This is a genomic window from Arthrobacter sp. NPDC055138 (assembly GCF_053607305.1).
Genome location: NZ_JBSGTH010000003.1, coordinates 1 through 21437, shown reverse-complemented (window position 1 = coordinate 21437; position 21437 = coordinate 1). Strand labels below are relative to the sequence as shown.

The window sequence follows — 21437 nt, the reverse complement described above, 5'->3', positions numbered from 1 at the left end:
AAGGAGTATGAGCGTGCTCACATTTGCCCAGACGGAACTGCACGGCGCTGCGGCGGTCGTCGCGGGTGCCGGACTCACCGATGCGTTCGGCCACCTCTCGGTGCGCATGTCAGCGACCGAGCTGGCGATCACACCGCCCGTCGCCCTATCCACGCTCACTGCCGAACACGGGCTCATCACTCTCTCCGCCGGTTCCTCAGACCTGCCGAGCGCCGCGCCGAAGGAAGCCTGGATTCATCTGGCCCTCGCCGACGCCCGCTCAGACATCGGGGCGATCTGCCGTGCGCAACCGCCCGCGGTCGCGGCGCTCGTCGCAGCCGGCCGGGCGGTGCTGCCGCTCAACGGCCATGGTGCATTCCTCGGCGAGCAGGTACCGGTTTATCAGGACTCCCGCCTTATCCGTGATGCCGCCAGCGCGACGGCGGTGCGAGACACACTAGGCGACGCGAACGCAGTGATTCTCCGAGGGAACGGCGCCGTCACAACCGGGCCCGACCTCGCGAGCGCTGTGGCGCTGATGTGGGTGCTGGAGAAGACCGCGGAACTCAACCTCCGCGCGCTGGCCGCGGGGACCCCGCAGCCCCTGCCCCTCGACGAACAATCCTGGTGGCGTGACCGCGCCACCGAGTTGCTGCCAAGAATCTACACCTACCTCACCAACAACTACCGAAAGGGTCAATGATGATCGAGATCACCGATATCGCCTACGTGCGATCCGGATCTGCGGATGTCGACGCTGCCGTGCGTTTCGCCGTGGACATCGTCGGCATGCAATATGCCGGCAGCGACAACGGGGTGCATTACCTGCGCGCCGACCACCGCCACCACTGCCTGGCTTTCGTCGAAGGGGAAGCAGGCGTGCTCAGCTCCGGGCTCACGCTGAAGGACGACGACGCGCTGCGGCTTGCCGAGACCGAACTGGCCGCCGCCGGCGTAAACGTCGTGCGCGGGACCGCTGAAGAGGCGCGGTCGCGGCGCGTCAGCAGCTTCATCAGCTTCGACGACCCTTGGGGGAATCGCTTCGATCTGGTGGTCGGTCAGGTGTACGACGCCGATACCGTTCATTGGGGCAGGCAGGCCGGCATCATCGAGTTCGGCCACCTCTGCGTGGACGCACCGGATGTCAAGGTGGCCTACGAATGGTGGAGCTCGCTGTTCAACATCAAGATCAGCGACTGGATCGGTGACTGGGCCGCGCTCATGCGCTTCGACCCGGTGCACCATAAACTCGCCGTGTTCAAGGGCAGCGAACCCGGTCTCTGCCACATCAACTTCCAGGTCGAATCGCTGGATGACATCATGCGGAGCTGGAATTTCCTGTTGGAGCAGGGCGTCGAAATCGAGCAAGGTCCTGGCCGGCATCCCCAGTCCACCGCGATCTTCCTCTACTTCAAGGGGCCGGAGGGACTCACCTACGAGTACTCGTACGGTGTGCGCCGGATCGAGGACGATGCCGCCTGGCAGCCCCGCACCTTCGACCCGCTTCACCCTAAGTCGATCGACATGTGGGGCGGCGTCACCCAGCGAGTGCAGACGCAAAAGCAAATCCGTCGACCACTCGGCTCGTCTGAATTGCAGGATGCCTGATGCCCCTGGTCGAGATCAGTATTGCCGAAGGACGCAACGAAGAGCAGCTGCGCGACCTCATGGGGCGCGTGCATAAGGCCATCGAGGAGTGGGGTGCACCAGGACAGAGCGTCCGGGTCCTAGTCCGCGAGATCAACCCGAAGCTGTGGTTGTCCGGCGGCATCACCTTGGCGGAGAAGACCGCCACCAAGTAGGCGCAAGGAGCATGCGGAGGGGCCCACAGTCGAGAACTGTGGGCCCCTCCGCATGCGCACTGGTCCAGATAACGCCTTGGACGTCCATCTGGGGCTTGCCTGCACAGGCGCGCGGTGTAGGCAGCAATGGTGCGCCCCGGCCCGCTCAGGCCCAGGTCGTGAGATTTGGGTCTGAGCGGGCCGGGGCCGACCTCTTTGCCCTCGGCGGCAACCGGCCGTTCGCGCTGGCAGGATGTTTGGTCAGTAGGCTCCGGTAAGCGTCACCGGCGGATGAGGCATCGGCGGCTCTAGCTGCATCACTACGGCCTTCGGTTCGGTGAAGAACTCCCGGCTGAAGTTGCCGCCCTCGCGGCCAACTCCCGAGGCGCCCACGCCGCCGAACGGAGCACGCAGGTCGCGGATGAAGAAGCAATTCACCCAAACTGTGCCGACCCGGAGGGAAGCGGAGACGCGGTGCGCCTTGACCAGATTCTCGGTAAACAGCATCGCATTCAGCCCGTAGGGGCTGTCATTCACCTCGTGCACGACCTCGGCTTCGGTGTCGAACGGGGTGATGGTTACGATCGGCCCGAAGATCTCTTCGCGCTGGTGCGGTGCGTCGCGGTGCAGCCCGGTGATCACGGTGGGGCGGATGGTCCAACCGTCGCCCAGTGAACCGGTGACCAGCTTGCCGCCGGCTTCTTCAATCGTGTCGAAGTAGCCGCGTACCTTCGTGTAGTGCTCTTCACTCGCGAGCGGACCGATCTGGGTGGCAGGATCTTTCGGGTCGCCGACAACCATCGCGTCCGCCGCGGCAGTGAACCGCTCAGTGAACTCGTTAAGGATGGAGCGTTCGACATAGATCCGGCTTCCGGCGAGACAGACCTGGCCCGCGTTAGTGAAAATCGCCCGGATGGACCAGCTGATGGCGTTATCGAGGTCGGCGTCGGCGAAGACAACGTTGGCACCCTTGCCACCGAGCTCCAGGCTAACCGGGGTGAGATTGGCGCTCGCAGCTCGGGCAATCACCCTCCCCGTGTTCGACTCTCCTGTGAACGTGATTCGGTCGACGTCGGGATTCTCGGTGAGTGCCTGACCGACCGAGTCGGGGCCGAAACCGTGGACGACGTTCAAGACACCGGCCGGGATGCCGGCTTCCAGGGCCAGACGGGCCAGGATGGTAGCCGAAGCGGGGCTATCCTCGGCGGGCTTCAAAACGACGGTGTTGCCCCACGCCAGTGCTGGCGCGACCTTCCAGCTTTCAAGCATCATCGGAAAGTTCCACGGCGCAATCGCGGCGACAACTCCGGCGGCCTCGTATCGGGTGTACGTGTGGTGGCCGGAGTCCATCGGCAGGACATCAGCGGGGCTGAGATGCGCGTGGTCGGCGAAGAATCGGAAATTCTGGGCGGTCCGGGCGACGTCGTTACCCAGGCTTTGCGTGATTGGCTTGCCCATGTCGCGGGTGTCGGCCATCGCGAGTTCCTCGCCGTGCTCGATGATCAGGTCGGCGAACCTGTTGATCAGTTCACGGCGTTTGCCGGCCGTCATCCGCGGCCAGGGGCCCTCGTCGAATGCGCGGCGGGCGGCGGCGACAGCCAGTTCCGCGTCGGCTTTGTTACCGAGCGCGATCTCCGCCCATGGTTCGCGGGTGTACGGGTCGATGCTCGGGAAGGTCTCCCCCGAGATTGACGGGATTTCCTGGCCATCGATGATGTGACCGAATGTCTGCATGGCCTGGGGCCTTTCTTGGTGTGCCGGGCGGGCGTTTTGGCCCGCCCGGCGGGTTGTGAGCTGTTTACTTGCCGGGGACGTAGACCATCTCGTCGAGGTCCACGGGAGCGGGGATGGCGCCCTGGCCGACCATGATCTCGTTCCAGACTTCAAGGTTTTCTGCGCTGGCCGATCCGGCGACCCACTCGGGCAGCTTGATCTTGGCAGCGAGTTCCGGCGTGGTCTTGCTATAGGTCGGAACAATCTCACGGGCGGCGTCGGGGTTCTCGGCGAGAAGCGCATTGGCCTTTTCGAGCGCACGAATGAACGCAGCAGTGGTATTCGGGTTCGCCTTGACAAAGTCGGCGGTCATGCCGAGGCCGGAGAGCGGAACGCCCGCAGTCGGGCCGGAGAAGTTCGCGAAAAGCTTCTTGGCGCCGGCTTCGTTTGCGGCGGTCTGGAACGGTTCGACCAGCCACACCGCGTCGACGCCGCCGGACTGCAGGGTCGGCACCATATCGGGGAACGGCAACTCGAGGAACTCGACCTTGCTCACGTCCATTCCGGCTTCTTCCATCAGGACCTTGATGGTGAGCTCGCCGGTGTTCTTGAGCGTGTTGACGGCAACCTTCTTGCCTTCGAGGTCCTCGATCGAGTTGATGCCGGAATCCGCCTTGACGTAGACGCCGTTGCTTTCCTCATTGCCACGCACGCCCTCGGCAACGATGTTGATCCCGACCCCGCCGCTCTGCGCGAGCAGGAACGAGGGGTAGGTCGCGAAGGCAGCCTGCATGTCGCCGGCGATCATGGCCGGAACCGCGGCGGCGCCGCCCTGCGCGGGCTGGGCGGTCACCTCGAGGCCCTCGTCCTCGAAGAATCCCTCGTCGATGGCAATGAAAACGGATGCCTGGTCGGCGACGGGGGTGATTCCGACGAGCAATTCCGTCGTCTCAGGCTGACCGTCACCGGCAGGCGCGGGTGCACCATCAGCGGGTGCTGCGGCGTTGCCTCCCGAGCAGGCGGCGAGGCTGAGAGCCAGCGCTGATGCCGCGGCGATGCCGAGCCAGGTCTTCTTCGTACGAACTGTTTCTGATGTGATGGGCACGTTTCCTCCTTGAAATAGTGCAGTGATTGGTGATGCTGGGACTTTTAGGCGAGGTCGGCCACCGGAGTGGCGACATCGTCGTTCTCGGGATGACGGATGAGGCGGGCGACCTCGCCGCGCAGCCGGATGAATTCCGGGTCCTCTTTCGTCTCGATCTGGTCGCGGCTATCCGACAACGGGATGTCGAGCGTGGTGACCACGAAAGTCGGCGGCTTGGAGAGCACAACCACCCGGTCGGCCAGATAGACGCTCTCGTCGATGTCGTGCGTGACGAAGAGGATGGTCATGTTGAACTTCTTCTTCACCGACAGCACCAGATCTTCGAGGTCTTCCCGGGTTTGGGCGTCGACGGAGGCGAACGGCTCGTCCATCAATAGGATTTTCGGGCGGTAGGCAAGGGCGCGCGCGATCGCGACGCGCTGCTGCATGCCGCCGGACAACTGGGACGGGAAGCGGTCCTCAAACCCGGTCAGACCGACAGCTGAGAGCGACTCGGCGACGCGCTCCTCCAGATCGGCCTTGCTCAGGCCGAGTTTCGCGAGGGGGAACTTCACGTTCGCTGCAACGGTAAGCCACGGAAACAGCGATCCGCGGTAGTCCTGGAAAACCATCGCGAGGCCCTCCGGTACAGAAGTGATCTCGTCACCAAGGAAGGTCAGGTCGCCGCCAGTAGGGCGCATCAGTCCAGCCATGGTCCGCAACAGGGTTGTTTTGCCGCAGCCTGACGGGCCGACGATGGAGACAAGTTCGCCAGGCTGGACCTCGAAAGTGATGTCTTTGAGTGCGAGGTGCGCCTTCGCGCCCGTTCCGTAAGTGTGGGTGAGGTGGGAGACGTTGAGCATGTTTGTTCCTTGTGGTCTAGGCAGTTTCGCGACCGGAGCTGCGCTGCCAGGCGAGAATGCGGCGCTCGATGAGCGTGAGAACGGTGTTGAGCAGGAAGCCAATGATTCCGAGGAGGACGATTCCGGCCCACATGTCAAGGAACCCGAACCCGCGCTGTGCCTGCACAATCGAGAAGCCGATGCCGCTGGAGGCCGCGACCATCTCAGAAATGACCATGAGAATGAGAGCCAGTGAGAGGCTGGTCCGGACACCTGCCAGGATCTTCGGAGCGGCGCCCGGCAGAACGATTCGGGTGAGCCGTCCGAGGAATCCGATCCGGAACACGGTGGCCGTCTCGTACTTCAGCTCTTCGATGGACCGAACGCCTTCGATGGTGTTCAGCAGGATCGGCCAGGCTGTGCCAAAGGCGATCAGCAGCACCCGCATTTCATCGCCAGTGCCGAAAAGCACGAGGAAGATCGGCAGCAGCGCTGGCGGCGGCACTGCCCGGAGGAACTGGATGATGGGGTCGATGTAGTCGCCGACCTTGCGGCTGAGCCCGATCACGGTGCCCAGGGCGACGGCAACCACCACGGAGACACCGAACCCTAACAGCATCCGTCCAAGGCTTGGCAGCACGTCGCCCTGCATGCTTGGAGTGAGAATGCCGTTCGCCCCGGGGAACCAGAGCAGTGCGGCTCGTTCAAAGATGCGGGCCGGCTGCGGGAAGAACGGCGAAGGAAAGGCGACCGTCGCTACCTGCCAGAGGGTGACTAGGACAGCCAACACCACCCATCGCAGAGCGAACCGCCCCCACCATTGGCGTCTGGCTGTCTGCTTCTCGGAGCCCTGGCGTGATCTGCTGGCGCTAGGCACCGCTGTGGTGAGCGCCATTACGCCACTCCCTCTTTCTTCCAGGCGAACATCTTGCGTTCGACGGCAACCAGCACCAGATTCACGACGACGCCGATAAGACCGGCAACGATGGTTCCCGCGAACACCAGCGACGTGTCGCCGCCGCCCGAACTGATCCGCAGAATGTAGGCGCCGATACCACTTGCCGAACCGGCAAGCAGTTCGGCACTGATGGTTACGATCAGCGCGATTGCCGCTGAAATCCGTACCCCTGTGGCGGCCAGCGGTGCCGCATAGGGCAGGCTCACCCGGGCCAGGATGCCGATCCGGCTGAGACGGAAAGTGCGGGCGGTTTCCTTGGCCACCGGATCTACATCCCGCACGCCATAGACAGTATTGAAGAAGATCGGCCACAGGGAGGCGTACACCACGAGCGCGATCTTCATGTCGGTTCCTTGGCCGAACACGAGGATGGCAAGAGGGATGAGGGCGACCGAGGGAATCGGCCGCATGAATTCGACGACGGCCGACGACGCCTCATACGCGATGCGGAATGATCCCAGCACCAAACCGAGCGGAACAGCCACGATGATCGCAATGCCAAGGCCGACAGCCCATGCGGTGAGGGTAGAACCGACGTCGCCGAGGAACTCGGGATCTACCAGGAGCCCGGCCGTGTCAGTCAGCACGCGGGACATCGGAGGCAGGATGCTCGCCGGCACGATGCCGAACCGCGATACTGACTCCGCGAGCAACAACAGTACGGCGACGCCGGCCAGGCCGCGGGTGACCTTGGTGCTCGTCCCGCGGTGGACAGGCAAGGTGGCGACGGCGGTCATGCCGACATCCGCACAGGCACGACAATGGAGCCCAGTGACGTGAATTGCACGGAGACCTCGTCGCCATCCTGGATGAACACGGCGTCCGTCAAGCCACCGGTCAGCACGATCGACCCTGCTTCGATCGCCTCACCGCGAGCCGCGAGGGCATTGGCGGCAAGTGCCAAGGCCTCGGCGGGGTGGCCCTGCACCGCGGCCCCTGTCGCGGTGTCGACAACAGACCCGTTGATGCGCAGCACGCACGCCTCCAGGGCGAGGTCCAGCCCGATTGGTGAAACGGACGTTGCCCCGACCACGAATCGCGCACTGGAGGCGTTGTCCGCAACGACGTCGGGCATGGCGAAGCTAAAATCGCGATAACGGCTGTCGATTACTTCGAGCCCTGCGTGCACCGAGGCGACAGCGCGCATGGCGGATGCAGCCGTCACTCCCGGCCCCTCCAGCCGTTCGCCGAGCACGAAGACGATCTCAGGCTCGACCCGGGGGTGAATGAGTTCATCGAGTGGGATCGGCACACCGGCTTCGAGCACCATTTTGTCCGTGATCACGGCGGTCAGTGGGGAGTCGATTCCCATGCGTTGCTGCTTGGCGCGGGAGGTGAGTCCAAGCTTGACGCCGATGACCGTGTGCCCGTCAGCTTGCTTGCGCTCGATCAGCAGTCGCTGGGCGGCGTATCCCGTCTCCAGGTCAAGCCCGGGCCACTCGTCGGTGATGCGACCGCGGTCTGTGCGGCTGGCCTCTGCGTCGAGCAGGATGTCGGCGACCTTCTCGGTAGTCCATTCTGTTGTCGTCACGCTGCGGCCTCCGTCGTTGCTGTGGCGAAACGAGCGCTCACGGATCCGAGGTGAGCGAACGTAGCGGTGATGGTGTCGCCGGCGGCAATCGGGATGGCAGCGGTGATCGATCCGGCCATTACTACTGAGCCGGCCTCGAGGGTCTGGCCGAGGGATCCGAGCTTGTTGGCCAGCCAGAGCACGCCGTTGAGCGGGTGGCCCAGCACCGCGGCGCCGGCGCCGGTGGCGGCCACCTCGCCGTTCTTGGCAAGCACACACCCGGCAAGCCCCAGATCCGCGACATCGAGCTGCACCGGACGAGTACCCAGAACCAAGGCTCCCGACGAGGCGTTGTCCGCGATCGTGTCTGAGAGCCCTATTTTCCAGTCCGCTATGCGGGAGTCGATGATTTCGAGGGATGCGATGGCGTAGTCGATAGCCCCGATCACGTCGGCGACGCTCAGCCCCGGACCGCGCAGGTCCTTCTTGAGTACAAACGAGATTTCGGGTTCGATTCTTGGGCTGATGAATCCACTAAGATCGATGCTCGAGCCGTCGAGAATCATGTCGCTGAACAAGTGCCCAAAGTCCGGTTGGGAGACACCGAGCTGGCGCTGCATTGCGAGCGACGTCAGGCCGACCTTGTAGCCGGCCACAACCCGACCCTGTTCCTTCCACCGTTCCACTTGGTGCAGCTGGATGCGGTACGCATCTTCCACCCGCAGGCGCGGAACTTCCTCCGTCAGCGGGCGCACCGGCCGGCGGGTTGCATATGCCTCAAGCAAGCTCTCGGCCCGGGCGCCGATCTCTGCCTTTGAGTACTCAGTCTCGTCGTTCAAGTGTGACCTCGTTGTCGTCGAACTAACTCTTCGTGGGATTACGCTAGACCATATTATTCAACATGTCGAATACCCTGAATTACCTGCTTCTGGCCGCATCTCGCGGCAATTCATCATGTTCAATGCTAGGATTCTGCAGATGAGTGATCTTCTCGACGGCGGCATCAGCCCCAGATTCGACCGGGTGGCGAGCGACCGTACTTCGCGGGCAGAAGCGGTCGCGCAGCAGGTGAGCGAGTTGATTTCGCGTCAGAATGTCCAGCCGGGCGCGCGGCTGGGCCGCAAATCCGATCTACGAGACCAGTTCGGCGTCGCTGCATCCACTCTTAACGAGGCCGTCCGCTTGCTCGAAAGCCGCGGACTGGTCGAAACGCGACCGGGCCCGCAGGGCGGCATCTTTGTTGCGAAGCCCACCGCGCAAATCCGTCTCAGCCATCTGATCCTCGGACTCGATGCCAATTCCCTGTCCGTCGCCGACGCACTCGAAATTCGCAATGCGCTTGAGTTGCCCCTGGCTGCGCATGCAGCCCTCCGCGCTGATCGCGACAGCCTGGCCCGGCTGGAACGCATCGTCCGTCGGATGGGGGAACTTCAAGACGATCCTGCGGAGTACCTGAGTCAGAACTGGCAGCTACATGAAGAGATTGCCCGGATGTCGAGCAACGAACTTCTACGCACGATTTACCTCTCTCTGCTAGACACCGCCCGCCAGTCGCTCCGAGAGGTAGCGCCCGACGCGCAGTTCCGCGAAGCATGGCAGGAGAATTGGGCGCTGCACCGCGAACTGGTTGATGCGATCTCGTCGGGCAGCCCGGGACGGGCCCGGATCGCGGCCGAGCGCCATGCACCCTACGCGGAACGACTCAACGAAAGCGTCTCGTAGCGACCGCCGCTTTAACTGGCCAGACTGGACTAAGCGCCGATAGCACTTCTCGGCCGGCGCCAGCCCGAGTAAATTATCCTTCCTCTCAGGACCATCACACACGGAACGGCGATAAAATATAAGCACGGTGATGGATCCCGCCGGAGCTCGCAGCTCGAACCGCCGTGTGGCTGATGGTTCCTACCTTTCGAGAAAGGTAGGAACCATGTTGAGGACTCCAAGATTCCAGAGTTCCATCCCTCCTTCTGCGTACCGCTCGCTGCCCACATACCGTAGGGTGGCCTTGGCTTGTCTCCGCTTCCTGTTCCCGCAGCAACTGAGCGCCTCAGCCAGACACGTCAGTTTCCGGCGTTCAAACGAGAAGCACTCAGAGGCGCCGGCGGGCGGCGGGCTGACCCAAACCGTGCATGAACCGGAGACTGGAGGGACAGCGGTGGATAAGTCAGACGCATCACGACCCGCCACTGGCTCCGTCTTAGTCGGGGTAATACCGGGTCAACGGCCAGCCGTGGTGCGGCGGGCAGCAGTCCTGGCCGCCGACCTTGGAGTGGATTTGGTGTGCGTTCACGTAGACGTCTCCACCTATGAGGAGACTCGGCCTGATGGGTCTACCGTTCTGTTACCTATCGACTCCGACGGCGACTTCAGCTACGTGGAACAGACTGCCGAAGAGATCCGGGCCAATCTGTCCGTGGCTCTGACAGACTGCCGGGTGACTTGGTCATTCCGGACCATGGCTGGTGAACCGGCGCGCACCTTATCTGATGCCGCAGATTCAATCGGCGCATCAATGATCGTGGTGGGAACGCGTGAACCGGGCGTAATCCACGCCCTCGAGGAAGTTCTTGTCGGGTCCGTGGCCGTTCATCTGGCCCATCATCAGCACCGGCCGGTGCTGATTATCCCGCTCGACCCCCGACCCTTCGAGTAGTGACCTGAACAGCAACGGTGGACCTAGTTGTGCCGGGCAGATATCTGGCACAGCAGTAGTGCCGTGGTGTCATACCAGGGTGTGATCAGAGAGTGTGGCCCACTCCTTCAGGTTTGGCCACACCTAATGACCGTCGCCGGGCATCTTATTCCGGAATCGTGGTGATGGCTTGCTGTGCCTGACGAGACTGATGTAACGGTTAAGTTGCAACATTCACCACTGATTGGAGCAGCAGCATGTCATCGATTACGAAATCCAGGGCACGCAGAATGGCCGCGGCCGTTGTCGTTACAGGCTTGGTTACTGCCGGAGGTGCAGGAGTCGCCTCGGCCACTGAAACAGATGTGGCAACAACCGGAAGTGCAGAAGCCACTTCGGCAGCCGAAACGCAGATTCAGTTCGTCACGATCGATGCTGAGAGAGTGTTCATCACACCGGGTGTGGTCGGGCAGAACGAGCCGGTCGTCGAAGATACCGCCGACCAAACTTCCGCGCAGGCTACGGAGGACGAGCAGCTGGCCCCGGGCGATGAAACCGAGACCGGGGAAAACCCGGCTGAGGGAGAAAAGCCTGCCGCGGAACCGGTAATCCAAGGACCTGGTGATGAGGACCCGATCGAGGAGCAGCCCACTCCTGAACCGGTAGAGGAAGAGCCGGTGGCCGAGGAGGCTGCCCCGGAACCGGTCCAGCCGAGCCATGCTTGGAAGGCTGTCAAGGCCGAATCGGACGCCAAGTGGAAAGCAGCGAAGGCCAATGGGCAGGGCGATTGGAAAGCTGTAAAACACTCCGGGATGGCCGACTGGAAGGCTGCCAAGCATGAAGGGAAGCCGCATTGGAAGTCGGACAACCATGGTGGCAAATCACACTGGGACTCGGACAAACGCGGGCTTGATGTGAAGAAGGACTCCAAGCACGAAGGCTCTTCCGAGAAGAACGGCCACGGGGACGACTAACCAGTCGATCCCATGCAGCTAGGGCTGCCTTGGAGCGCGGAGCAGCAACGCCTGTCGAAAGGCAGCAGAAGGGCCCTGCAGCAGCGGGGCCCTTCTGCCTGCTCAGTTCGTTTTAACCGGTCTGCGCCATTGGGGGGGACTTCTGTCCGATCGGAACGCCCTGCCTGGAGTTCTTGAGCAGAGCGCAGGTTGCATGAGATCACCAAGGCCGCTGGAAGTCCAGCGTGTCCGGCGACAGCGGCACCCGTAACCGCCCCTCGGTGGCAGGGCACGCCGAAACGACGCGGCATCTACCCGCCCCTGTCAGTAGAGTTCCGGCGGGCGTAAACTCAGCCTGTGCCGGCCCTGTCCGCGGGATCCATCCGCCCGGCCTGCAGCCGCATATGGAGGAGCCCGCCATGGTTGTCCTGACCAAAAGTCACGTGACCGGTTTGACCCGGGAGCAATATGAAGGACTCGCCGCCGTTCTCACCGACAAGCTCAAGGCTGCTCCCGGATTCATCGCTCACTATGCTTGGGAGCATGAAGACGGAATGAGCGTTGTGGAGATTTGGGATAGCGACGAACAACACGATGCCTGGTTCGAAAACAACGTCAAGCCAAACCTGCCGGTGCAAGTCATCCCGGAGAAGCACGAACTGGTAAACAAGGTGACGGCCTAGGCAGAGTCGTCCCCACTCTGTTTCCCAAAACGGCGCTTGACCGCGGCTATTTCAGCAAGCCCGTGCCGCTCATGCAGCCCCGAGCATGAGAAAACCCCTCCCGACTGGCTGTGCCAAGTCAGAAGGGGCAGCGGAGCCCCCTGCCGGATTCGAACCGGCGACCCCCTGTTTACAAGACAGGTGCTCTGGCCAACTGAGCTAAGGAGGCGAGCTGGCCCGCGGACCAGTGTGCCGGACAAAACCGGCTAGATAAGGTTAGCCCAGGCGGCGGCTCCGCGTGAAACTCGGGAGCCGCCGCCTGCCGCGCCGGGCACCGGCGCGGCGAATGGATTAGGCGCGGGCGTCGATGACGCCCTGGGCGAACTGCTGGAAGTCGTTGTCAGTGTTCGGGTCCCACTTCTTCCCGTCCACGTAGACCGTCGGCGTGCCGCCCACCTGGTACTCGGAGAAGGTCTGGTTCACGAACTTGGCCCAGGGACGGAATTCGCCGTCGTCAATGCAGGAGGATACATCGGTGGCTCCGGCGGTTTCGGCAATGCTGGCCAGGGTGGCGTTGTCCAGCCCGGCCCCACCTTCGGTGGGCTGCTGGGAGAACAGCTGCGTCACGTAGTCGTTGAAGACCTCGGGGTTGGAGTCGGCGACACAGGCCACGGCGTTGGCAGCACGGGACGAGTAGTTGGTGGTCGACACCCGGTCAAGGAAGGTCGCCACCCGGTACTCGACGGTTGCGTCGCCGGAGGAGGTGAGGTCGGTGAGATACCCGCCATACTGGCCTTCAAAGCTCTTGCAGACGGGGCAGCCCATGTCCACGTACATCACGATGCTGGCGGGCTCGCCCTTGGGCGCGGCGGCCACACCGCCCGGCACAATGACGTCGCCCTCGGCAGAGGCGGGCGCAGGGATGTTCGCCACATCCACCTGGACGGGATCGGTGTCCGCCAGCCCGTCCTGGGTGACGGTGATGCCGCCGAAGGCGTTACCGTGAGCCGGCGCAGCACCGGCGTCGGCAATCTGACCGCGCTGGTTGGTGATCACCACTGCGGCAATCACACCAATGATCACCAGTACGGCGACCACCACCCCGCCCTTGACCAGCAGCGAATTGCGCTTTTCCCGCTTCTGCTGTGCCTCGCGCATCTGGCGGGCCTTGTCGCGGGCCGCTGCGGTGCGCTCGGCCTTGGTCGGCTTAGGGCTGTTTTGGTGAGCCATGAATCCTCGCGTCTTGTCGGTCTGCTTCGCCCGGGGCAGGGCACATCAGCACCAGTTTAGTTGCAACTTCAACGTTCGGGCGGCATCAGTGGCCGCGTTCACGTTTGTACTTGTGGGAACGATCCGGGGAAGCCACAGGTTTCCATTCCTTATAAGGTCATCTTCAGGACGACTTCACACAAAGGAGAGTCAATTGGCGAATTCCGCTCAGAACGGCAAGGACGCAGAAGGACGCCAGTATGGTGAGTACGACCTGATCGTCGTCTCCAATCGGCTGCCGGTGGACCACACCATCGACGAGGACGGGCAGGGCGAGTGGCGCCGGTCGCCCGGCGGACTGGTTACGGCGTTGGCGCCGGTGATGGCCAAGACCGAGGGTGCCTGGGTGGGCTGGCCAGGTGTCCCGGACCAGGAAGTAGAGCCGTTCGACCACGACAATATGCATCTGGTGCCGGTGGCCCTCAGCGCCGACGACGTTGAGCTGTATTACGAAGGCTTTTCCAACGCCACGCTCTGGCCGCTCTATCACGACGTGACCGCCGCACCGGAATTCCACCGCACGTGGTGGGAGTGCTACAAGAGGGTCAACCGGCGCTTCGCCGAGGCCACTGCGGAGATCGCCGCCGAGGGCGCCACCATCTGGGTGCAGGACTACCAGCTGCAACTGGTTCCCAAGTTGCTGCGGGAGGCCAGACCGGACCTGCGGATCGGCTTCTTCAACCACATTCCGTTCCCGCCGCTGGAGATCTTCGCCCAGCTCCCGTGGCGCCGGCAGGTGATCGACGGTCTGCTCGGCGCCGATCTGCTGGGTTTCCAACGGCCCAGCGACACCAGCAACTTCCTGCGCTGTGTGCGCCGCTTCAGCGGTTTCAATGTGCGTCAGCAGCAGGTGCAAGTGGAAAACAACGACGGCGGTGTCCGCCTCTGCAGGGCCGGCGCCTTCCCGATTTCCATCGACGTGGAGCACATCAGCGAACTGGCCCACCGGCCGGACGTGATTGCCCGGTCGGAACAGATCCGACACGAACTGGGCGACCCGGACACCGTGCTGCTCGGCGTGGACCGGCTGGACTACACCAAGGGCATCGGGCACCGGATCAAGGCCTACGGCGAGCTGCTCGAGGACGGCAAGGTGGACGTGGAGAACGCGGTGCTGATCCAGGTAGCCTCGCCCAGCCGCGAACGGGTGGAATCCTACCGGCTGCTCCGGGAGGAAATCGAAGGGGCTGTCGGCCGGATCAACGGAACCTTCGACACGCTGGAGAACACCGCCATCCGCTACCTGCACCACAGTTATCCGGTGGAGGAGATGGTGGCGCTCTATCTGGCCGCCGACGTGATGCTGGTGACGGCGTTGCGCGACGGGATGAACCTGGTGGCCAAGGAATACGTTGCCTCCCGCAAGGAAACGGACGGGGCACTGGTCCTCAGCGAGTTCGCCGGTGCCGCCGACCAGCTCAAGCAGGCGATTCTGGTCAACCCGCACGACATCGACGGGCTCAAGGAAGCCATTGTCCGGGCGGTCAACATGCCGCCGGCCGAGGCAAGCCGCCGGATGCGGGCCATGCGCCGGCAGATCCTGCAGAACGACGTGGAGCATTGGTCGCGCTCGTTCCTGAAGGCGCTGGAGAACGCGGGCACCCGTGACTGAGCAGGGCCCCGGCGCCGTCCCGGCGGAACTGCGCGCCGCACTGGAAGATCTGGCCGGAGCGGAGATACTTCTCATCGCCTTGGATTTCGACGGCGTGCTGGCACCGATCGTGCCGCGGGCCGAGGATGCCCGGCCGCTGCCGGACTCGGCCGCTGCCGTCGCCGCGTTGGCTGACCTGCCGCGGACGTCCACCGCCTTCATCTCCGGCCGGGCGCTGGCCAGCCTGCGCACCGTGGCCGGCCCCGACGCCCGGACCCTGCTGATCGGCTCCCACGGCGGCGAAGTCTTCACCGGCCCGGACAGCCCGCCGCTGGTGTTGGACGAGCCCCAACAGCAAGCGCTGGCAGCCGCCACCGCCGTCGTTGAAAAGGTTGTGGCCGCCCACCCGGGCACGCGGCTGGAAGCCAAGCCGGCCGGCGTCGTGCTCCATACCCGTACCGCCGCCGATGAAGTTGCGGCGGCAGCCACCGAGCAGGCCAGAGCCGCGCTGCAGGAGATCCCCGGGCTGCTGGTCAGCGACGGCAAGCGCGTGCTGGAGACGTCGGTGCTCAGTGCGGACAAGGGCCAGGGCATCGGCCTGCTACGCACTTTTACCGGCGCCACGGCCGTTTTCTTCGCCGGCGACGACGTCACCGACGAGCACGCCTTCGCCGTCCTTCGGGATACCGACGTCGGCGTCAAGGTGGGGCCGGGCGCCACGGCGGCGCAATACCGGGTGGAGTCGCCGCAGGCGTTCGCTGCCACGCTGGCTCAGTTGGCCGATCTCCGGGCGGCTGCGCTGCGGGTGTAGCGCCGGGCAACTGTATCTCCGGGCAGCCGTAGCTCCGCGCACTGGTGTCGGCTTGAACCGGCCAGCTGGGCAGGCGATGCGGCGACACAGGCTCTCCAGCGGTGCTTCGCTGGGTGCTTTGACAGCCGTGGCATACTAAGGGGCGTGAGCCGCCTCACTCTGTGGGTGCGGCGAGCCGCTTGGAAACTGAATATTCACCCATCACTACGGATCGTCGGGCACGTACCTGCCCGTGAAGGGAAAATCATTATGGCAACGGTAACGTTCGATCATGCCACTCGGCTGTACCCGGGCACCGATAAGCCCGCGGTGGACAGCCTCAATCTGGAGATTGCCGACGGCGAGTTCCTGGTTCTGGTCGGCCCGTCCGGCTGCGGCAAGTCCACTTCGCTGCGGATGCTGGCCGGCCTCGAAGACGTCAATGCCGGGCGGATCCTGATTGGCGACCGGGACGTGACCGACGTACCGCCCAAGGACCGCGACATCGCGATGGTGTTCCAGAACTACGCGCTCTATCCGCACATGTCCGTGGCCGACAACATGGGCTTCGCCCTGAAGATCGCCGGCGTGTCCAAGGAAGAACGTGCCGAGCGGGTCCGCGAGGCCGCCAAGCTGCTGGATCTGGAAGAGTATCTGGACCGCAAGCCCAAGGCGCTCTCCGGCGGCCAGCGTCAGCGTGTGGCCATGGGCCGGGCGATCGTGCGCAACCCGCAGGTGTTCCTGATGGACGAACCGCTCTCCAACCTTGACGCCAAGCTGCGTGTGCAGACCCGCACCCAGATCGCCTCGCTGACCCGCCGACTGGGCGTCACCACCGTCTACGTCACCCATGACCAGGTGGAAGCCATGACCATGGGCGACCGCGTTGCCGTGCTCAAGGACGGCGTCCTGCAGCAGGTGGATACCCCGCGCGCCCTCTACGACCGGCCGGCGAACGTGTTCGTGGCGGGCTTCATCGGCTCCCCCGCCATGAACCTGCTGGAACTGCCAGTGACCGACGGCGGTGTCCAGTTCGGCGGCATGACCTATCCGGTGCCGCGGGACCTGCTCGGCGAAGCGCACGGCAGCACGGTGACGCTGGGCGTCCGTCCGGAGGACCTGGAGCGGGCCCCGGACAACCACGGCCTTGCGGTGTTCGTGGACGTGGTCGAAGAGCTCGGCGCCGATGCCTACGTTTACGGACACACCGAACTGGACGGCAAGCGTTACGAGATCACCGGTCGCGTCGATGGACGGACGCCGCCGGTAGCCGGCAGCACCGTCTACGTGCGCCCCAAGGAGGGCCACGTGCATCTGTTCGACACACAGACCGGGCTGCGGCTGGGCGAGCATGCACCCGGAACTCCGGAAGCTTCAGTGGAGGACCTCAACGCCCCGGTGGAGGCCGGAAAGACAGCCGACTAGGTCCACGCCTAGGATGTAGTCACTATGGCTGCTCACTCCGGCACCGGCGGCCCCGTCCGGGGCACCGCCGACACTGCTCTTTCCGGTGGGGCCGCGGCGATCGCTTCTTTGAGCATCACCGCGGCCACCACCGACGAGCGGCTTCTTGACCTGCCATGGCATTTGGCCTTGGAAGACTGGCCGGCTGAAAATCTGGCGGCGTTGCCGCGAGGCCTGTCCCGGCACGTGGTCCGGTTCGCTCCGCTGGGTGCAGGCGTGGTGGCCATCAAGGAGACCGCCGAAGAGCCGGCGCGGCACGAATACCAGATGCTGCGCAAGCTGCAGCGGCTGGGCATTCCTTGTGTGGAACCGGTAGCCGTGATGACCGGGCGGATGCGCACGGATGGATCGGCCCTGCAGCCGGTGCTGGTCACCCGGCACCTTCGCTTTTCGCTCCCCTACCGGGCCCTGTTTTCCCAAACCCTGCGCCGGGAGACCCTGACCCGCTTGATCGATGCACAGGCGCTGCTGATGGTCCGCCTGCATCTGGTCGGTTTCTATTGGGGCGACGTCTCACTGTCCAACACGCTCTTCCGCAGGGACGCCGGCGCATTCGCGGCGTACTTGGTGGACGCCGAAACCGGTGAATTGCACCCGCAGCTCTCCGACGGCCAGCGGGAACATGACCTTGAGATAGCCCGGGTGAATATCGCTGGCGAGATGATGGATTTGGTCGAGGGCGGCCTGCTGGAAGACAAAGTGGACCCGGTGGCAACCAGTGAGCGGATCATGGACAGCTACCGAAAGCTCTGGGCAGAGCTGACAGCCGAGGAGTCGTTCGACCTAGGCGAGCGGTGGCGGGTCAACGCCCGCATCCGGCGGCTGAACGATCTCGGGTTCGACGTTGAAGAGTTCTCCATCAAGAGCACAGCCGACGGAACCAGCATCCGTCTCCAGCCCAAAGTGGTGGACGCCGGGCACCACCAGCGCCGTCTGCTCCGGCTCACCGGCCTGGACGTCCAGGAAAACCAGGCCCGGCGGCTGCTCAACGATCTGGACGCCTACCGCGCGGACCATTATTCGGAGCAGAGCGAGGAGGTCAGCGCCCACAGCTGGGTCCGCCACGTCTTTGAACCGATCGTCAAGGCCATCCCGCGCGAGCTGGCGGGAAAGCTGGAACCGGCCGAAGTGGTCCACGAGGTGCTCGAGCATCGTTGGTACGTCTCGGAAGACCAAGACCGGAACGTGCCGCTGGCGGAGGCCGTGCAATCCTATGTCGACTCAGTGTTGCGCCACCGGCGGGACGAGGCGGCCATCATGCTGAATCCGGACGAGCGGACCGCTGCGGCCTTGGACGCCGCCGAGACCGACGAGGGCTGACTCGCCTCAGGCTTGCTGCTGCACCGCCATCTTGCTGAACACCGCCACCAGGAAGTCCGAAGACTGTGTGAAGGGCCGCAGGTCCCAGGTGGACAAGCGCAGGTCCGATGCTAATCCGGCGGCGGAAGCGTCGGAGAAGAACTCGTCGAAGTCGTAGCCCCGGCCGGCACCGAACCCGGTCACGAGCCGGCCGCCAGGAGCCAGATGGCGGGACAATTTCCCCAACACTTCACCCGCGGTGCCCGGGGCGAGGAACGTCAGCACGTTTCCGGCGCTGACGATCACGTCGAACGGCTCGGCGATGCCCTGGGCGGGCAGATCCAGTTCGGCCAGGTCGCCCACCAGCCAGGTGCAGTCCGGATGGTCCTTGCGGGCAGCTTCGATCAACTCAGGATCCACATCGACGCCCACCACGGTGTGACCGCGACGGGCCAGCTCGCCGCCCAGCCGGCCCGGGCCGCATCCGGCGTCGAGGATACGGCTGCCGCGGGGCACCATCGCATCAATCAGCCGGGCTTCACCGTGCAGGTCGGTGCCGGCGGCCCGCATCTGTTCGAAGCGCTGGATGTACCAGGCCGAATGGCCCGGGTTCTGGCGCTTCATTTCTTCCCACAGCGTCTCTTTCCTCATGGCACTAGCCTACGCGCGGGCCAACCGTCTGCCGCCGGCCACAACCCGCAGCCGACAGTCTGGCCATCCACTGCCTGGTTGCGTCAGCGGCAGCGACTCCGCGGCCGCTCAAGATGTGATCTGCTCCGCCACGCTCTGGGGCAAGGCCTTGCCCGGGTTGAGCAGCCGCTGCGGGTCAAACACTTCCTTCAGCCGGCGCTGCAGCTCCAGTACCTCTTCGCTCTGCTCGCGGCCGAGCCACCGCACCTTGAATTGCCCCACCCCGTGCTCGCCAGTGATCGTGCCGCCCAAGGCCAGGGCTACATCGATGGACTCGTCCAGCGCCGCGTTGAGCGCCGGCACCTTCGCCACCTCTCCGGGGCCCACCCAGAAAGTGGGATGCAGGTTGCCGTCCCCGGCGTGGGCCACCACCTTGAGTCCGACGCCGTATCGTTCGGCGATTTCCTGCAATTTGTGGATGTAGTGCACCAATTGGGATCGGGGCACTGCCACGTCCTCGCCGACCCGGAAATCGTCGTCCACCTCGGCTCCGCGGCTGTGACGACGGAGATCGACCAGCCGGACCGCCTCCGCGGCGTCGGCGGCCTTGATCTCGCCGCCGAGCCCGCTGAGCACTTCCCGGATGATGCCGGCTTCCACCGCGGCCGCATAGCCGTCGGCCTGGATCAGCAGCAGCGCCGCGCCCCGGCTACGCAGGCTGGAACCGTGCTCCTTGTCCAGCTGGGCCATGGTGTGTCCGTCCAGCAGCTCCATGATCGCGGGCTGCACCCGCGCGCGCCCCACGGCAAGCACGCCAGCCGCGGCAGCGGCTACATCGGGGAAAAACGCGGCCACCGTCTCCACCGCAGCGGGCAGGTAGCGCAATCGGACGGTCGCTCCGACCACTACGCCCAGAGTTCCCTCCGATCCAACGAACAGCCCGGTCAGGTCGTAGCCGGCAACCCCCTTGAAGGTCCTGTGGCCGGTGTGGATCAGGGTTCCGTCCGCCAGCACCACGTCCAGCGCCAGCACGGATTCGCGGGTCACGCCGTACTTAGCGCAACGCAGCCCTCCCGCGTTTGTGGCGATATTCCCGCCGATCGTGGAGACACGGTAGCTGGCCGGGTCCGGTGCGTACATCAGCCCGTACTCGGCCACCGCGGCGTTCAGATCGGAGTTAATCACTCCAGGTTCCACGCGGGCGACCTCGTCCTCGGGATGGATTTCCAGAATCCGGTTCATGCGTTCCAGATTCAGCACCAGACACCCTTCGGTGGCATGTGCGCCGCCGGATACTCCCGTCCCGGCGCCCCGGCATACTACTGGCACCCCGGCCGCGTGGGCTGCGCGCATTACCGTCTGCACGTCCTCCACGTTTTGTGCCCGCACGACGGCGATGGGCAGCTGATGGTCGAGCACCGGTCCTTGGTCGACGGCGCAGGCCGCCAGATCTGACGGTTCGGTGCTGACACTACCGGCGGGCAGGTCATGCAGAAGCCCTGCAAGGAAGGAATCGGTCACGGTTTCAAAGCCTCCAGTGGTGGTCCGATGAGGATCTGCTGCCGGCAACAACCGGCAACTGCTATTCGTCTGCCAGGATCAGCCACACAGTGCCGCAGGCAATACGAGAGAACTGACATGCGCCGAGGGTCTGGACACTCGGATCATGCCGGGCCGCCCATAAATCGGACATAACGACCGATCACCTCGGGCCACCCCTCGGCATAAACAGACCGCTGCTGCTGGCCGTCGGACATATTTTCCCAGCCAGAATGGATCAAATGGATCTCAGTGCTGCCGGGGGCAGCTTCTGTAAAGTCGATGCGCAGTTCACCGGATGTCGCAGGGCTCGTGCCCGGATGCCAGGTCAAGCGCACGTAGCTGTTGGGTACCCAGTCCAGGATTTCGCCCCACACGTGAACTTGGTCCTCAATGCTGGTTTCAGTCAGGACCTTGTCTTCGAACTCCACGTGGCTGCCTTCGCCGGCCACGCTATGACTGCCGACAGGCCACCACAGGTGGATGAGGTCGGTGAACCCCTCGAACGCTTCCCTGCTGTCCCGTGCGACCGTCACACGGTATGTCACCGGTTCCGCGCTCTTGGCCGGTTCGGGCTCCCGTGGGGCGTGGGAGAACAAAGACGTTTCCATACGCCCAAGCCTAGTCTGGCTGGGGTGGTTTGGGGGTTAACGAAGGGAAGGCCCCGCCGTCGTTGGCGGGGCCTTCCCTTGTAAAGAATGTCCGGCGGTGACCTACTCTCCCACACCCTCCCGAGTGCAG

The 21437-nt window shown here is 64.3% G+C and carries 22 protein-coding genes, 1 tRNA gene and 1 riboswitch; of the genes, 11 read left to right on the top strand and 12 right to left on the bottom strand.

Annotated elements, in window-relative coordinates; genetic code table 11:
* The first annotated feature begins 13 nt into the window (after nt 1-13).
* From ACWF5H_RS08270 to ACWF5H_RS08260, 3 genes are read left to right on the top strand one after another with little or no spacing between them, the layout of a single operon-like run.
* Nucleotides 14-682, top strand: a complete 669-nt coding sequence (locus ACWF5H_RS08270; protein ID WP_452036121.1) for a class II aldolase/adducin family protein — start codon at nt 14-16, stop codon at nt 680-682.
* On the top strand, nt 679-1587 hold the full coding sequence (locus tag ACWF5H_RS08265; RefSeq protein ID WP_452036120.1) for a VOC family protein: 909 nt from the start codon (nt 679-681) through the stop codon (nt 1585-1587). The genes ACWF5H_RS08270 and ACWF5H_RS08265 overlap by 4 nt, the downstream gene beginning before the upstream one ends.
* Complete coding sequence (locus ACWF5H_RS08260; protein ID WP_452036119.1) at nt 1587-1781, top strand: tautomerase family protein; 195 nt, start codon at nt 1587-1589, stop codon at nt 1779-1781. The genes ACWF5H_RS08265 and ACWF5H_RS08260 overlap by 1 nt, the downstream gene beginning before the upstream one ends.
* Nucleotides 1782-2021: 240 nt before the next feature.
* On the opposite strand, the gene ACWF5H_RS08255 is transcribed toward ACWF5H_RS08260, so the two are convergent.
* From ACWF5H_RS08255 to ACWF5H_RS08225, 7 genes are all read right to left on the bottom strand, one after another.
* Nucleotides 2022-3494: an aldehyde dehydrogenase gene (locus ACWF5H_RS08255; RefSeq protein ID WP_452036117.1), complete on the bottom strand. Its 1473-nt coding sequence runs from the start codon at nt 3492-3494 to the stop codon at nt 2022-2024.
* Nucleotides 3495-3558: 64 nt separating this feature from the next.
* Nucleotides 3559-4578, bottom strand: a complete 1020-nt coding sequence (locus ACWF5H_RS08250) for an ABC transporter substrate-binding protein (RefSeq protein WP_452036115.1) — start codon at nt 4576-4578, stop codon at nt 3559-3561.
* Nucleotides 4579-4622: 44 nt separating this feature from the next.
* Nucleotides 4623-5420, bottom strand: a complete 798-nt coding sequence (locus tag ACWF5H_RS08245) for an ABC transporter ATP-binding protein (protein WP_452036113.1) — start codon at nt 5418-5420, stop codon at nt 4623-4625.
* Nucleotides 5421-5436: 16 nt separating this feature from the next.
* On the bottom strand, nt 5437-6186 hold the full coding sequence (locus tag ACWF5H_RS08240; protein WP_452036112.1) for an ABC transporter permease: 750 nt from the start codon (nt 6184-6186) through the stop codon (nt 5437-5439).
* Between the two features lie 107 nt (nt 6187-6293).
* Complete coding sequence (locus tag ACWF5H_RS08235; protein WP_452036111.1) at nt 6294-7094, bottom strand: ABC transporter permease; 801 nt, start codon at nt 7092-7094, stop codon at nt 6294-6296.
* Nucleotides 7091-7888, bottom strand: coding sequence for a 2-keto-4-pentenoate hydratase (locus ACWF5H_RS08230; RefSeq protein ID WP_452036110.1), 798 nt, complete (start codon nt 7886-7888; stop codon nt 7091-7093). The genes ACWF5H_RS08235 and ACWF5H_RS08230 overlap by 4 nt, the downstream gene beginning before the upstream one ends.
* Nucleotides 7885-8706, bottom strand: a complete 822-nt coding sequence (locus ACWF5H_RS08225; protein WP_452036109.1) for a 2-keto-4-pentenoate hydratase — start codon at nt 8704-8706, stop codon at nt 7885-7887. The genes ACWF5H_RS08230 and ACWF5H_RS08225 overlap by 4 nt, the downstream gene beginning before the upstream one ends.
* Nucleotides 8707-8845: 139 nt before the next feature.
* Here ACWF5H_RS08225 and ACWF5H_RS08220 point away from each other — a divergent pair, with 139 nt between their 5' ends.
* From ACWF5H_RS08220 to ACWF5H_RS08205, 4 genes are all read left to right on the top strand, one after another.
* Complete coding sequence (locus ACWF5H_RS08220) at nt 8846-9589, top strand: FadR/GntR family transcriptional regulator (protein WP_452036108.1); 744 nt, start codon at nt 8846-8848, stop codon at nt 9587-9589.
* A 117-nt stretch (nt 9590-9706) separates the two neighbouring features.
* Nucleotides 9707-9779: riboswitch (Fluoride riboswitch) on the top strand.
* A 15-nt stretch (nt 9780-9794) separates the two neighbouring features.
* Nucleotides 9795-10520, top strand: a complete 726-nt coding sequence (locus ACWF5H_RS08215; protein ID WP_452036106.1) for a universal stress protein — start codon at nt 9795-9797, stop codon at nt 10518-10520.
* Nucleotides 10521-10864: 344 nt separating this feature from the next.
* Nucleotides 10865-11473 (top strand): hypothetical protein, encoded by a 609-nt coding sequence (locus tag ACWF5H_RS08210; protein ID WP_452036104.1) that lies wholly within the window; start codon nt 10865-10867, stop codon nt 11471-11473.
* A 398-nt stretch (nt 11474-11871) separates the two neighbouring features.
* Nucleotides 11872-12135: an antibiotic biosynthesis monooxygenase family protein gene (locus ACWF5H_RS08205; RefSeq protein WP_452036102.1), complete on the top strand. Its 264-nt coding sequence runs from the start codon at nt 11872-11874 to the stop codon at nt 12133-12135.
* Between the two features lie 134 nt (nt 12136-12269).
* Here ACWF5H_RS08205 and ACWF5H_RS08200 read toward each other — a convergent pair.
* Nucleotides 12270-12343, bottom strand: a tRNA-Thr gene (locus tag ACWF5H_RS08200).
* A gap of 122 nt (nt 12344-12465) precedes the next feature.
* Entirely contained in the window at nt 12466-13344 is an 879-nt protein-coding gene (locus tag ACWF5H_RS08195; RefSeq protein ID WP_452036100.1) for a DsbA family protein, read from the bottom strand.
* 193 nt (nt 13345-13537) lie between these two features.
* Here ACWF5H_RS08195 and otsA point away from each other — a divergent pair, with 193 nt between their 5' ends.
* The 4 genes from otsA to ACWF5H_RS08175 all read left to right on the top strand — a co-directional run bounded on the left by otsA (nt 13538) and on the right by ACWF5H_RS08175 (nt 18548).
* Complete coding sequence (gene otsA, locus ACWF5H_RS08190) at nt 13538-14995, top strand: alpha,alpha-trehalose-phosphate synthase (UDP-forming) (protein ID WP_452036098.1); 1458 nt, start codon at nt 13538-13540, stop codon at nt 14993-14995.
* Nucleotides 14988-15785 carry a trehalose-phosphatase gene (gene otsB / locus ACWF5H_RS08185; protein WP_452036096.1) on the top strand — a complete coding sequence of 266 codons (798 nt, stop codon included), beginning with the start codon at nt 14988-14990 and terminating at the stop codon, nt 15783-15785. Before otsA ends, otsB begins: the two co-directional genes overlap by 8 nt.
* A 249-nt stretch (nt 15786-16034) precedes the next feature.
* Nucleotides 16035-17189 (top strand): ABC transporter ATP-binding protein, encoded by a 1155-nt coding sequence (locus ACWF5H_RS08180; RefSeq protein WP_452036094.1) that lies wholly within the window; start codon nt 16035-16037, stop codon nt 17187-17189.
* 24 nt (nt 17190-17213) lie between these two features.
* Entirely contained in the window at nt 17214-18548 is a 1335-nt protein-coding gene (locus tag ACWF5H_RS08175) for a DUF4032 domain-containing protein (RefSeq protein WP_452036092.1), read from the top strand.
* Between the two features lie 6 nt (nt 18549-18554).
* Here ACWF5H_RS08175 and ACWF5H_RS08170 read toward each other — a convergent pair whose 3' ends face one another.
* From ACWF5H_RS08170 to ACWF5H_RS08160, 3 genes are all read right to left on the bottom strand, one after another.
* Nucleotides 18555-19178 carry a class I SAM-dependent methyltransferase gene (locus ACWF5H_RS08170; protein WP_452036090.1) on the bottom strand — a complete coding sequence of 208 codons (624 nt, stop codon included), beginning with the start codon at nt 19176-19178 and terminating at the stop codon, nt 18555-18557.
* Between the two features lie 108 nt (nt 19179-19286).
* Nucleotides 19287-20678, bottom strand: coding sequence for an FAD-binding oxidoreductase (locus ACWF5H_RS08165; RefSeq protein WP_452036088.1), 1392 nt, complete (start codon nt 20676-20678; stop codon nt 19287-19289).
* 143 nt (nt 20679-20821) lie between these two features.
* On the bottom strand, nt 20822-21307 hold the full coding sequence (locus ACWF5H_RS08160) for an SRPBCC domain-containing protein (RefSeq protein ID WP_452036087.1): 486 nt from the start codon (nt 21305-21307) through the stop codon (nt 20822-20824).
* Nucleotides 21308-21437 lie beyond the last annotated feature (130 nt).

Excerpts from the sequence above, each read along its gene's own strand:
- ACWF5H_RS08265 (WP_452036120.1), top strand. The coding sequence starts at position 679 with ATGATGATCGAGATCACCGATATCGCCTACGTGCGATCCGGATCTGCG.
- ACWF5H_RS08260 (WP_452036119.1), top strand. The coding sequence starts at position 1,587 with ATGCCCCTGGTCGAGATCAGTATTGCCGAAGGACGCAACGAAGAGCAG.
- ACWF5H_RS08255 (WP_452036117.1), bottom strand. The coding sequence starts at position 3,494 with ATGCAGACATTCGGTCACATCATCGATGGCCAGGAAATCCCGTCAATC.
- ACWF5H_RS08245 (WP_452036113.1), bottom strand. The coding sequence starts at position 5,420 with ATGCTCAACGTCTCCCACCTCACCCACACTTACGGAACGGGCGCGAAG.
- ACWF5H_RS08235 (WP_452036111.1), bottom strand. The coding sequence starts at position 7,094 with ATGACCGCCGTCGCCACCTTGCCTGTCCACCGCGGGACGAGCACCAAG.
- ACWF5H_RS08220 (WP_452036108.1), top strand. The coding sequence starts at position 8,846 with ATGAGTGATCTTCTCGACGGCGGCATCAGCCCCAGATTCGACCGGGTG.
- ACWF5H_RS08215 (WP_452036106.1), top strand. The coding sequence starts at position 9,795 with ATGTTGAGGACTCCAAGATTCCAGAGTTCCATCCCTCCTTCTGCGTAC.
- ACWF5H_RS08205 (WP_452036102.1), top strand. The coding sequence starts at position 11,872 with ATGGTTGTCCTGACCAAAAGTCACGTGACCGGTTTGACCCGGGAGCAA.
- ACWF5H_RS08195 (WP_452036100.1), bottom strand. The coding sequence starts at position 13,344 with ATGGCTCACCAAAACAGCCCTAAGCCGACCAAGGCCGAGCGCACCGCA.
- ACWF5H_RS08180 (WP_452036094.1), top strand. The coding sequence starts at position 16,035 with ATGGCAACGGTAACGTTCGATCATGCCACTCGGCTGTACCCGGGCACC.
- ACWF5H_RS08175 (WP_452036092.1), top strand. The coding sequence starts at position 17,214 with ATGGCTGCTCACTCCGGCACCGGCGGCCCCGTCCGGGGCACCGCCGAC.
- ACWF5H_RS08170 (WP_452036090.1), bottom strand. The coding sequence starts at position 19,178 with ATGAGGAAAGAGACGCTGTGGGAAGAAATGAAGCGCCAGAACCCGGGC.
- ACWF5H_RS08160 (WP_452036087.1), bottom strand. The coding sequence starts at position 21,307 with ATGGAAACGTCTTTGTTCTCCCACGCCCCACGGGAGCCCGAACCGGCC.